Below are 12,896 nucleotides of genomic sequence, written 5' to 3' on the forward strand. Positions count from 1 at the left end.
AAATGAAACGGCGCTGGAAAAAGGCTATGGGCACTACCCCCAATATGACAGGACTCCACCGTCACCGGCCCAGCGCCGACGCCAGCGTGTCCTGCAGGCGGGCGGGCTGGATCGGCTTGTGCAGCAGAGCGCACTGCGCGCCGGCCGCTTCGCGCAGACGGTCGGCCGAGGTGTCGCCGGTCAGCAGAACGCCGGGAACGTCGCGCGACAGGCGGCGGCGGACCATGTCCATCACCATCAGCCCCGTGGTCCCTTCCGGCAGGCGATAGTCGGCGAGGATCAGGTCGGGCGTTTCGCCCGCGTCGATCAGGCTGTCCAGAAGCTGTTCCGCCTCCGCCCCGCTGCCCGCCTCCAACACGCGATAGCCCCAATCCTCCAGCATCAGGACCAGCGCCATGCGGATGACGGCGTCGTCCTCCACCAGCATGACCAGACGGTCGGTGCCGTCGCCGGCGAGGCTGTCCGCAGCGCTCCCCTCGGCATCGGCCCACTCCCTGCCTTCCGCCTTGGGTTCCGTCAGCGGCAGGCTGACGGTGAAGCGGCTGCCGCGGCCGAGCGAGGAGGTCACGTCGATGACCCCGCCCAGCATGGTGACCAGCCGCCGGGCGATGCTCAGCCCCAGCCCCAGCCCTTCCCGCCGGTCGCGGGCGGCGTTGCCGACCTGGAAGAAGTCCTGGAAGATCCGGCCGATATGCTGGTCGGCGATGCCGATGCCGTTGTCCCACACCTCGATCTGCAGGCGGTCGCCGCGCCGACGGGCGCCGAGCAGCACCCGGCCGCCGGGGGCGTAGCGCAGCGCGTTGGTCAGCAGGTTGCGCAGCACCCGCTCCAGCAGTCCCGGATCGGTCCGCGTCGTCAGCGGCGGAGCCACCAGACGCAGGCTCTGCCCGCCCTTTTCGGCCGCGTGAGCGAATTCGCCATGCAGCCGGGCCAGCAGGGCGGCGATGTCGACGGGTTCCGGATTGGGGGCCACCAGCCCGGCTTCCAGCTTGGAGATGTCGAGCATCCCGTCCAGCATGCCGCCCAGTCCGCCAAGCGACGACTGGATCTGCTCCGCCATCCGCCGTGCCCCGGTGGGAAGGCTTTCCCTCAGCAGCAGGTCGGACAGCAGCAGCAAGGCCTGCACCGGCTGGCGCAGATCGTGGCTCGCCGCCGCCAGGAAGCGTTCGCGGGCGTCCAGCGCCACGTTCAGGTCGCGCTCCAGCGCCTTCACCGCGGTGATGTCGGCGACGCTGGACACCACGGCCTCCACCCCGCCGGCCTGATCGGCGACGGGATGGCTCGACACCCGCAGCCAGCGGGTGGGCGCGGTCGCCTCCTCCCCCTCGACCACGCCGATGATGCGTTCGACCACCGGCTTGCCGCTGCGCGCCGCCTCCGCCGCGGGAGGAAGCCCGTGCAGGCGGTTGCCGTTGGCGTCGATGAAGCGGCGGCCGGCGGTGGTCGGCGCCGGCTGCCCGTCCGCCGCGTCATAGGCGGACGCGGTGGGGTCGAGCAGCGCGCGGGCCGGGCCGTCCAGCAGCCGCTCCGCCATGGCATTCGCCAGCAGGTTGCGGCCGTCGGCAGCGGTCATCGCCAGCGCGTCGTGCAGCGACTGCACCAGCACCCGGTGCCGCCGTTCGCTGAGGTTCAGCGCCGCTTCCGCCGTCCGTCGCGCGGTGACGTCGCGGAAGGCGACGACGGCGCCCTGGATGCGCTCCTCCATCGGGGCGAGGCGCTTGCCCGACGCCAGCATCGGCGAGATGGAGATTTCCACCAGCAGCGTGCCGCCATCCTCGCGACGCAGCTTTTCACAGGCGACCCGGCGGGGCCGGCCATCGGTCAGCGACAGAGCCAGCGCGCGGGCCGCCCCGCCGGTCGGAACCGCGTCGCCCTCCCCGACCGGCAACCCTGCCTCGGTCTCCGGCGCCGGGCCGGCCAGCAGGTCCGACGGCGGCCGGCCGATCAGGTCGAGATCGAGATGCCCGGTCATCGCCGTCGCCGCAGCGTTGACGAAACGGATGCGGCCGTCGGCGTCGACCCCCAGGATGCCGTCGCCGACCGATTGCAGGATGTGGTGATAGTCGGCGCGCGCCCGCTCGGCGTCGTCGCGGGCCTGCTGCACCTCGCGCAGCCAGGCGTTGCGCTCGGTCAGGTCGGTGATGGTCAACAGCACGTCGCCGCGGTCGCTGTCGTCCAGCGTGACCCGGCGGGCGTCGGTCAGCCCGTCCATGATCGTGCCCTGCGGCCCGAGGAAGCGGAACTCCTGCCGGATCCACTCGCCGCCGTCGCGCAGCCGGCCGAGGGCGGTGAACAGCCGGCCATGATCGACACTGTCGACCAGCAGCGTCAGCGGCCGCCCCTTCAGCCGCAGCATCGGCAGGCCGAACTGCCGTTCGGCGGCACCGTTGGCCTCACCGACGATGCCGGCGGCGTTGACGGCCAGACAGGCCAGCGGCACCGACTGGAAAAGCTGGAGATATTGCAGGCGCGACGCCTCCAGCGCCTGCTGGGCGCCGCGCAACTCCTCGTTCTGGATCTCCAGTTCGGCCTGATGGACGTACAGTTCGTGCAGCAGTTCCTTCATCGAGGTGGCGGTGACGTCCGCCGCCTCGAAATTTCCGCCGCTGAGGATGGTTTCGGCACGGCGCCGCAGGCGGCCGGAGGAGTCCTCGCTCATTTCTCGCCTCCGCCGGCCTTACCGGCCCCGTCCAGTTGCAACTCCATCAGCCTGCGGTTGGTGATGTTGATGTGGCTGACGACGATGCCGCCGCCATGGTCGTTCAGGCGGGTGGCGTGCATCAGGAACCAGCGTTGCTCGTCGGGCGAATGGCAGGGATATTCGATGGTGAAGTGGTCGGCTTCGCCGTCCAGGATGCGGCGCAGACCGTCATGCACCGCGCGGCCGATGCCGTCCTTTTCCCGCTCCTCCGGAGTGAGGCAGACGTCGAGATAGTTGCTGCCGACGCCGCAACGCTCCATCGCCGGGGCGCCGTTGCGCTGGGCGAAGCTCTGCCACGCGGCGTTCACCATGACGATCCGGCCCTCGCGGTCGGTGACGGCGATATGCTCCGGCAGGCTGTCCAGCACCTTCTGCAGCCGCTCTTCCGCCAGCTTGGTGTCGGTCACGTCGACGAAGGTCACCACCACGCCGCCGACCTGATTCTTGTCGGTCAGGTAGGGCAGGATGCGGGTCAGCACCCAGCGGCCGTCATGGACGCGGACATGGCGCTCCATCGCCTCGTGCCCGTCGAACACCTTGCGGATGTCGCCCAGAAAGTTCGGATAGTCGATGTTGGTCGACAGGTGCGCGATGGAGCGGCCGATGTCGCGCGGGATGATGTTGATGAAGCCGGCCGCCGCCGGGGTGAAGCGGCGGATGACGAAGTCGCCGTCCAGGAACACCGTGCCGATCTCGGTCGAGCGCAGCAGATTGTCCAGGTCGTTGGTGATCTCCGTCAGCTCCTCCACCTTCGCCTGATATTCGGCGTTGACGGAGTAAAGCTCCTCGTTGACCGACTGCAGTTCCTCGTTGGTGCTCTGCAATTCCTCGTTGGAGGCCAGCAGTTCCTCGTTCGTCGCCTGCAGTTCCTCGTTGGCGGTTTCAAGCTCCTCAATGGTCGCCTGCAGGTTCTCGCCGCGCGACAGCAGCTCCTGCTCCAGCCCGCGGATGCGTTCGGCGGCGTCGGCATTCAGGTCGAAGTCGGAATCCGGCACCGACAGCGGCCGCAGGTTGGCGCGGTCCAGCACCACCAGGGCAAAGCGGCGCCCGGTCTTGCGCGCGACATAGGGCTGGACGCGCAGGCTGATCGCCGCCACGCCTTCGCGGTCCTTCACCGGGATGTTGGACAGCGCGAACTCCTCGCCGGAGCGGAAGGCGCGGTTCAGCGCGGTGCCCGTCACCATGGCGACCGACGACGGCAGCAGCTTCAGCACGTTCAGCGTCGCCTCGCCCGGCGGCACCTTCAGCAGCGAGGAGGCGTCGCCGAACACATGCATGATCGTCATCTGTTCGTTGACCAGCAGGCAGGGCGGCACATAGGCCTTCATCAGCGCGGCCATCGCCTCGTCGATGGCGGCCCCCTCCTCCATCGCGTGGGATCCGCCGTCCTCGCCATGCCGCGCCAGCGGGGCCGAAACGGTGGGCACCAGCAGCCGCGACAGCCGGAACGACCCGGCGCGCAGGCTCTGGAAGACCTTGTTGCGGCTGTCCACCGTGTGGAAATCGCCTTGCAGGTCGCCCAGCGTCTCGCTGGTGCCCAGAAACAGGAAACCGCCCTGGCGCAGCGCGTACTGGAACAGGCTGAGCACCTTGCGCTGCAGCGGCTGGTCCATATAGATCAGCAGGTTGCGGCAGCTCAGCAGGTCGATCTTGGTGAAGGGCGGGTCGCGCATGATGTTGTGGGCGGCGAACACCACCATGCGGCGGATGTCGCGCGCCACCACATAGCTCTCGCCCTGCGCGGTGAAGAAGCGGGCGAGCCGTTCCTGCGACACGTCTTCGGCGATGGCGCGCGGATACTCGCCCAGGCTCGCCGCCTCGATGCTGTCCTGGTCGATGTCGGTGGCGAAGATCTTGACGTCGAAACTGCGTCCCAGCCGTTCCTGCGCCTCGGCGAACAGGATGGCGAGGGAATAGGCCTCCTCCCCGCTGGCGCAGCCGCAGACCCAGACGCGGACCATGTCGGTCGGGCTGCGGTTTGCGAGCAGGCCGGGGATCACCCGGTCGGCCAGGACGCGGAAGGCCGCGTCGTCGCGGAAGAAGCGGGTAACGCCGATCAGCATCTCCTTGTAGAGATTGACCGCTTCGGCACTGTTCCGCCGCAGCAGGGCGGCATACTCCTCCATCGACTCCAGCCCGGCGCCCTGCATGCGCCGTTCGATCCGCCGCAGCAGCGTCGCCAGCTTGTAATGCGAGAAATCGACCCCGGTGACGGAGCGGATGACCGCGATGATCTGGGCAAGCGGATCGTCGCCGTCCTCGCGCCGCTGGCGGGCGGGCATGGGACGGGCGCGGGTCAGTGCCTTGCGCGCATGCTCGATCAGCCGGGCCGGCAGGTCTTCCGGCGGCAAAGTGGCGTCGATCTGCCCGGTGGCGAGCGCGCTGCGCGGCATGCCGTCGAACTGCGCCGTCTCCGGCTGCTGGACCGCGGTGAAGCCGCCCGCCGACTTGATCGCCATCAGGCCGCGCGTGCCGTCCGACCCAGTGCCCGACAGGATCAGCCCGATGGCGAACGGCCCCTGGTCGCGGGCGAGCGCGGTCAGGAAGATGTCGATCGGCAGGCTCATGCCGCTGCCGGCATCCTTGGTGGTCAGCCGCAGGCGGCCGTCGTCGATGGTCAAATGCTTGCCCGGCGGCAACAGATAGACGGTGTTGCGCTGGACCGGCACGCCGTCGGTCGCCTGCACAACCTCCATCTCGGTGTGCTTGGCGAGCAGATCGACCATCAGGCTCTTGTGCACCGGCGACAGGTGCTGGACCACGACATAGGCGAGGTCGCTGTCGCCCGGCACCGCATCGAAGAAACGCTGCAACGCCTCCAGCCCGCCAGCCGAGGCACCGATGCCGACGATACAGCAGGCCTGCTCCGGCGGCGCGCCATTTTCCGCCGGCATGATCGCAACCTCCGCATTCTCCTGCGGTGTTGTTTTGTTCACGTCGGGTTGCGTGACCGGTGTTTCCGTCGACACGGCGATAAACAAGTCCTTCCAGGGTGGGCCGTCGGTTATTGGCGCAGGCGAGCCTTTGGCTATATCCGCCGCACTTGGTTTGGTCAACTTGGCTGTCGCAGGTCTTCTCCTCCACCGTCATCATTTTAATTGGAATGCATCCTATGAGGTATCGATTTGACTTTGGTTTTATAACGAATGTATCGTGTCTGAAGCATCTTGTGCGGAAGGCCAAGCCGGCGGCGTCCGATTGGACCGAAAGCCGCGCACCATCGGGACGGGAGACCTGACGCGCGCGAAATTCCTGCTATGTTTGCTTCCCCAGGCACCACATCCGGGGCGCCACATCCGGGAGCGTCACGGGCATGCAAGGCAGCAGGAACGGGTCATGAGCTTCACCTCGATCTATCGCCACGGATTCGCGCGGGTTGCCGCCTGTACCACGCGCTGCACCCCGGCCGATCCGTCGGCCAACGCCGCCGCCGTGCTGGAGGCCGCGCGCACCTGCCACGACAAGTCGGTGGCGGTGGCCCTGTTTCCCGAACTGGCGCTGTCCGGCTATGCCATCGACGATTTGCTGATGCAGGACCCGCTGATCGACGCAGTGGAACAGGCGATCCTCGATCTGGTCCAGGCTTCGACCGGGCTGATGCCGCTGCTGCTGGTCGGCGCGCCGCTGCTCTATGACGGGCGGCTCTACAACACGGCGGTGGCGATCCAGCGCGGCGAGCTGCTGGGCGTGGTGCCGAAGCAGCATTTGCCGAACTACCGCGAATTCTACGAGCGGCGGCAATTCGCCTCCGGCGCCGGCACCGAAGGCGGGACGATCCGCATCGGCGACCTGACCGCCCCCTTCGGACCCGACCTGCTGTTCTCCGCCGAGGATCAGCCCGGTCTGGTCGTCCATGCCGAGATCTGCGAGGATCTGTGGGTCCCGGCGCCGCCCAGCACCATGGCCGCGCTCGCCGGCGCCACCGTGCTGGCCAATTTGTCGGCCAGCAACATCACCATCGGCAAGTCCGACACCCGCCGCCTGCTGGCCAAGTCGCAATCGGCGCGCTGCCTCGCCGCCTATCTCTATTCGTCGGCCGGGACCGGCGAATCGACCACCGACCTTGCCTGGGACGGCCAGACCTCGATCTTCGAGAACGGCGAGATGCTGGCGGAGACCGACCGCTTCCCGGACGGCGCCCAGATGGCGGTGGCCGATGTCGATCTCGACCTGCTGCGCCAGGAACGGCTGCGCCAGGGCACCTTCGACGACAACCGGCGCCTGTTCGGCGAAGCGTCCGGAGGCTTCCGCACGGTCGCCTTCCGCCTGGACGCGCCGGAGGCGGATGTCGGGCTGTTGCGCGTGGTGCCGCGCCTGCCCTTCGTTCCGGCCGCCGCCGAACGGCTGGAGCAGGACTGCTACGAGGCCTACAACATCCAGGTCGCCGGGCTGGTACAGCGGCTGCGCGCCACCGGCATCGGCACGGTGGTGATCGGCGTGTCGGGCGGTCTGGACAGCACCCACGCCCTGATCGTCGCCGCCCGCGCCATGGACCGGCTGGGCCTGCCGCGCTCGGGCATCCTCGCCTACACCATGCCCGGCTTCGGCACCAGCGAGGGCACCAAGTCCAACGCCTGGCGGCTGATGACGGCGCTGGGGGTGACGGCCAAGGAACTCGACATCCGGCCGGCCGCCAACCAGATGCTGAAGGACATGGAGCATCCCTTCGCCCGCGGCGAGGCGGTGTATGACGTTACCTTCGAGAATGTCCAGGCCGGCCTGCGCACCGATTACCTGTTCCGCCTCGCCAACCACAACAACGGCCTCGTGCTCGGCACCGGCGACCTGTCGGAACTGGCGCTGGGCTGGTGCACCTATGGCGTCGGCGACCAGATGTCCCACTACAACGTCAATGCCGGCGTGCCCAAGACGCTGATCCAGCACCTGATCCGCTGGGTCAGCCGCACCGGCCAGTTCCAGCAGGAGGTGTCGGAGACGCTGGACGCCATCCTGAAGACGGAGATCTCGCCGGAACTGGTGCCGGCCGGGTCGGACAAGGCGCTGCAAAGCTCCGAATCCGTGGTCGGGCCGTATGATCTGCAGGATTTCAACCTGTTCTACGTGCTGCGCTACGGCTTCCGCCCGTCGAAGATCGCCTTCCTGGCCCGCCATGCCTGGGGCGACGTCGCCAAGGGCGACTGGCCGGAGGGTTATCCGCTGGAGAAACGCCGCGCCTACAGCCCGGCCGAGATTCGCGACTGGCTGCGCGTGTTCCTGCGCCGCTTCTTCGGCTTCAGCCAGTTCAAGCGCTCCGCCATGCCGAACGGCCCGAAGGTGTCGGCCGGCGGCTCGCTGTCGCCCCGCGGCGACTGGCGCGCCCCGTCCGACGGCAACGCCCGCATCTGGCTGGAGGAACTGGAACGCGAGGTTCCGGCGGAGTGAGGGCAGTTCCCACCCCTCTCCTCGGCCGTCATCCCCGCCTTCGCGGGGATGACGGCCGAAAAACGCTCTGATGCTTCAGAAGTCTGGAAAGAATCAAAAAGGCCGGCGCCCCATCGGAGCGCCGGCCTTTCTCTTGTCGATCCCGATACCGCTCAGATCGAAATGCGCAGGGACTCGCGGTTGACCGGGGCGGCATCGGGGGCCGTCATCGGGCGCGGCGGCACGGCCGGGCGCATGGCGGCGGGCGGCTGGCCCGGCGCCGGAGCGGCCTGGGCGGCAGGCGCCTGCAGAGCGGCGGTCTGCGGCGTTTCCGGATGCGGCTGGGTCGCCTGCTGGGCGGCGATGAACTGCCCCTGGGCGGTCAGGCCGCTGGCGACGTTGCGGTTGATGTTGACCAACGTGTCGATCTTGGCGAAATCCAGGTCGACCAGACGGTTGGTCGTCTCGCGGTCGACCAGCAGCGACAGGGCCGCGATGTTCGTACGGACCTCCGGCGGATGGCCGCAATCCTCTTCGGTGATCGCGGCCTGGAAGATCGTCCACAGGCGCTGATTCAGCTGAAGAGCCTCGCGAAAGGCCTTTTCGTCCTTGGCATGGCTGGCGGCGATGATACGGCGCGCCGCTTCCGCCAGGGCCCAAGCCTCGACGTCGCGCGGATTGTCCGAGGTCGGCTTGTTGGCGTAGGTGGGAGTCGGCTTCATTCCAAACCCTCGGGGGAAAACCCATCCGGTGGGGCGGACCTGCCCCTTTGCTTCGTCGCGGAAGTGTCGGTTATCCGACGGGCTTTGTCAACGCAACGGGGGTACTTCGGCCGGTCCGCAGGCCCTTGCCGCAAACTGGTCACAAGTCTTATGCGCTTCGGACAGGAGTTCGATTGCGGTTTCCACCACCCGCTCCTCGCCGATGCCGTCCATCAGGCCGCGGTCGTCGGGGTCGGCGGCCACCCGGGCCAGCAAATCCGCCTGCGGCACGCTGCTGGTCACCACCCGGCCGCGCGGGCCCCAAGGACCGTAGATGGCGGGATAGCCGGGGCCGAACAGCCCGACGGTCGGCACGCCCGCCGCCGCCGCGATGTGCATCAGCCCGCTGTCGTTGCCGACATAGAGCGCCGCCCGCTCCAGGCAGGCGGCGGCAGCCATCGGGTCGGTGCGGCCGGTCAGGTCGATGGCCTTCGATCCCAGCGCGTCCAGCACCGGCCGCGCCCGCTCGCGCTCCGGCGGAGCGGCCAGCACCGCCACCCGGGCACCGGCCAGCGGCCCGCCCTCCCCGGTCAGGCGCAGCGCCAGCCGGGCGAAGCGGTCGGCCGGCCATTCCTTGCCCAGCCAGTTGGCCGTCGGCCCGATGGCGAGGAAGGGGCCGGTGCCGGCGGGGATCAGGGCGTCGGCCTGCTCCCTCGCCGCCGCGTCGATCCACAGACGCGGGGCCGGCGGCGGCGACAGGCCCAGCACGGCGGCATTCTCCTCCACCTTGTGCATCGGGCGGGCGGCCTTGGCGTGGAAGGCGCGGCGCCGGGCCGGCACCAGCCGCCCGACCGCCGAGTTGCGCAGATCGACCACCAGATCCCAGCGCGTGCCCACGCACTCCAGCCACAGCCGCAGCCAATGCCGGGCGTAGGAGCGTTTGGCCAGCGGGATCAGCCGCTCCAGCCCCGGCACGGCGCGGAACAGCGGCGCCGGCAGCGGCCCGCAGGCGATGGTCAGCCGGGCCTCCGGATAGGTCCGGGTCAGATGGTCGAGCAGTCCGGTCGACAGCACCGCGTCGCCCAGACGGTTGGAGGTGATGAAGAGGATGCGGCTCATGACGCGGGTCCGGCCGCCGCATCGTTTCCGGAAGTGGTCCCATCCGGTGCGCCGTTCCGCCGACCGGGCCGCAGGCTCAGGCCGCGCGACATCACCCACAGGGCCGGCAGCAGCGCCACCAGCGGCATGGCGTACATCAGCGGCACGAAGACCGTCGCCTTGCCGGCGAGGCTGGTCAGCCCCAGCGCCGCCGCCTGCAACCCCATCACCAGCAGCACGGCGATGGTGACGCGGGACGACTGGCCGCGCCGGTTGAACTCGCCCGACAGCAGCGCCGACAGCGCCACCAGCGCATAGGTCAGGGCCAGCAGCGGCGAGGAGAAGCGATGGTGCAGCTCGGCGATCAGGCCGCGGCGCATGCGGTCGTCCTGGGCCGGGACGTTGCCGTCCATCAGTTCCGCCGTGGTGCGTTCGCGGGCGTCCGGCCAGCGCTCCGCCGCCTGGGGAGCCACCGCCTTCAGGTCGACGGCATAGCGGTCGAAGAACAGCTGGGACAGCCGGTTGGTCTTGCGGTCCAGCTCCTGCCGGTTGCCGTCATAGACGACGAAGCGCGTGCCCTCCGGCCCGGTCTGCATCACCGCGCGGTCGCCCATGATCGTCACCGGCTTGTCCGGCTGGCGGCCGTCATGGATCAGCACCTTGTGCAGGTTGCCGTCGGCGTCGCGGTCGCGCAGGAAGACGCTGAAACGGTCGCCGACCTCGTTGAACACGCCTTCGCGCAGGAACAGCTGCGAATAGTCGCTGCGCACCGTGTATTCCATCCGAACCAGCTCGCGGTGGGCGGCCGGGGTGATCCAGATGTTCAGCGTGAAGACGACGGCCATCACCCCCACCGCCAGCACCAGCGCCGGCTTCGACAGCGAGAAGGGACCGACGCCGGCCGCGCGCATCACCACCAGCTCGCTGTCCGTCGCCATCTTGTTGTAGGTGAACAGGACGGCCCCGACCAGCGCCAGCGGCAGCACGATGCCGAGGAAGGTCGGCACGGTCAGCAGCAGCAGCCACAGGAACATGCCCATCGGCGCGCCGGCGCTGACCACGATCTCGATCAGGCGCAGCGACTGGCTGAGCCAGATGGTCAGCGTCAGGCCGGCGGTCGAATAGAGCGTGGCGATCAGCAGGTTGCGGAACAGGTACCGTTGCAGTCGGTTCATGGAGATCGGCCGAGATCTGTATAAGGCCGGCAAGCTGACCGCCCCGGCCCGCCGGGTCAAGTGTTGAAAACCGGCGGCGGCGATACGGGTGGTCCATCCGCCGCCATCCCGCCCCCATCACACCTTGGCACACTATACCGGGAAAGGGCTGGCACCGGCCCCCGCCAACCGGTATGACGGTCGTCATGGCGACGATCCAGGAAGCGATGGCGGCCGCGGTGGCGCATCATCAGGCCGGCCGGCTTGCCCAGGCGGCGGCCCTCTACCATGCCGTGCTCGACGCCATGCCCGGCCATGCCGACGCCGCCCACCTGCTGGGGGTCGTCCATCTGCAGTCGGGCCAGCCCGAGCGCGCCGTCACCCTGATCCGCGGCGCCATCCAGCAGAATCATCGGGTCGCCGACTATCACGACAATTTGGGCAGCGCGCTGAAGGCGCTCGGCCGGCTGGAGGAGGCGGTGGCGGCCCACCGGCAGGCGGTCCGCCTGCGGCCGGAATTCGCCCAAGCGCTCTACAATCTGGGGAACGCGCTGGAGGCGCTCGGCCGGCTGGAGGAGGCGGCGACCGCCTTCCGGCAGGCGGCGGCGCGCCGTCCCGGCTACGCCCGCGCCCGCTTCAACCTGGGCAACGTGCTGGCCGCCCTCGGCCAGCGGGCCGACGCCGACGACGCCTATCGCGCCGCCCTGGCCGACGATCCGACCTTCGTCGAGGCGCACGCCAACCGAGGGTCGCTGCTGCTGGCGCTGGACCGGCCGCAGGACGCGGCGGCGGCATTGACCCGCGCGCTGGCCCTGCGCCCCGACCATGCCCCGGCCCTGTCCAACCTCGCCGCCGCCCGTCTGGCGCTGGGCGACCGCGATTGCGCGGAAAGCGCCGCCCGCCATGCCATTGCATCCCGCCCGGATCTGGCCGACTGCCTGCTGCGCCTGGGCGAGGTGCGCCAGCGCGCCGACCGGCTGGGCGCGGCGGCCGACGCTTACCGCACGGCGCTGGCGCTGAACCCGGCCCTGGCGGAGGCGCATGCCAACCTCGCGCTGGTGCGGCAGGGCCAGGGGCTGCTCGACGCGGCGGAACTGGGCAACCGGCGGGCGCTGGCGCTCGATCCGTCGCTGGCCGACGTGCGCTCCAACCAAGCCTATCTCCTGCTGTTCCGGCCAGGGGTGACGGCGGCGGCGGTGCTTGAGGCGCATCGGGACTGGGACCGAGTCCATGGCGCGCCCCATCGCGGGCGCTGGGTCAAGCCCGGCAAGGCGACCTCCGGCAAGGGGCCGCTGACGGTGGCCATCCTGTCCGGCGATTTCCGCCGCCACCCCGCCGGCCTGTTCGCCGTCCGCACGGTGGAGGCGCTGCCCGCCCACGACATCCGCCTGCTGCTCTACGCCAACCAGACCGAGTCCGACGACGTGACCGACCGCTTCCGCAAGGCGGCGGCGCGGTGGGTCCCGGTCGCCGGGCTGCCGGACGCCGAGGTGGCGAGCCGGATCCGCCATGACCGGCCGGACGTGCTGATCGACCTCGCCGGCCACAACGCCCGCGGCCGGCCCGGCGTCTTCGCGCGCAAGCCGGCGCCGGTGCAGGTCGCGTGGTCCGGCTATATGGCGACCACCGGGCTCGCCGCCATGGATGCGCTGGTCGCCGACCGCCACCATGTGCCCGACGGGATGGAGGCCTTCTATACGGAGCGGGTGCTGCGCATGCCCGACGCCTTCATCGCCTATGATCCGCCCGGCGATGATACGGAGCTTCCGCTGACGCCGCCGCCCTGCCTGTCGGGCGGGCCGGTCACCTTCGGCAGCTTCAACATCCTGACCAAGCTGAACGACGATGTGCTGGCGGCCTGGGCCGCCATCCTGCGGCGGG

At 69.6% G+C, this 12,896-nt stretch carries 7 protein-coding genes; 2 read left to right on the forward strand and 5 right to left on the reverse strand.

The window, feature by feature from the left end:
* Window positions 1-61: 61 nt before the first annotated feature.
* Both TSH20_RS15345 and TSH20_RS15350 read right to left on the reverse strand, forming a co-directional pair.
* A complete protein-coding gene (locus TSH20_RS15345) occupies window positions 62-2,659 on the reverse strand; it encodes a PAS domain S-box protein (RefSeq protein ID WP_109075555.1) in 2,598 nt (865 codons plus the stop codon).
* A complete protein-coding gene (locus TSH20_RS15350; protein WP_109075556.1) occupies window positions 2,656-5,595 on the reverse strand; it encodes a chemotaxis protein CheB in 2,940 nt (979 codons plus the stop codon). The genes TSH20_RS15345 and TSH20_RS15350 overlap by 4 nt, the downstream gene beginning before the upstream one ends.
* Window positions 5,596-6,037: 442 nt before the next feature.
* Between TSH20_RS15350 and TSH20_RS15355 the strand changes: the two genes are divergently transcribed.
* Window positions 6,038-8,083: an NAD(+) synthase gene (locus TSH20_RS15355; RefSeq protein WP_109075557.1), complete on the forward strand. Its 2,046-nt coding sequence runs from the start codon at window positions 6,038-6,040 to the stop codon at window positions 8,081-8,083.
* A gap of 152 nt (window positions 8,084-8,235) precedes the next feature.
* Here the strand turns inward: TSH20_RS15355 and TSH20_RS15360 are convergent, their stop codons facing one another.
* The 3 genes from TSH20_RS15360 to lptF form a co-directional block, all read right to left on the reverse strand.
* A complete protein-coding gene (locus TSH20_RS15360) occupies window positions 8,236-8,784 on the reverse strand; it encodes a flagellar biosynthesis regulator FlaF (protein WP_109075558.1) in 549 nt (182 codons plus the stop codon).
* 87 nt (window positions 8,785-8,871) lie between these two features.
* A complete protein-coding gene (locus TSH20_RS15365) occupies window positions 8,872-9,882 on the reverse strand; it encodes a glycosyltransferase family 9 protein (RefSeq protein WP_109075559.1) in 1,011 nt (336 codons plus the stop codon).
* On the reverse strand, window positions 9,879-11,036 hold the full coding sequence (lptF, locus tag TSH20_RS15370) for an LPS export ABC transporter permease LptF (protein ID WP_109075560.1): 1,158 nt from the start codon (window positions 11,034-11,036) through the stop codon (window positions 9,879-9,881). The genes TSH20_RS15365 and lptF overlap by 4 nt, the downstream gene beginning before the upstream one ends.
* A gap of 185 nt (window positions 11,037-11,221) precedes the next feature.
* Between lptF and TSH20_RS15375 the strand changes: the two genes are divergently transcribed.
* Window positions 11,222-12,896 (forward strand): tetratricopeptide repeat protein (locus tag TSH20_RS15375; RefSeq protein ID WP_247874476.1); only part of this gene is annotated, 1,675 nt, incomplete at its 3' end.

The organism is Azospirillum sp. TSH20 (assembly GCF_003115935.1).
Taxonomy (GTDB): Bacteria; Pseudomonadota; Alphaproteobacteria; order Azospirillales; family Azospirillaceae; genus Azospirillum.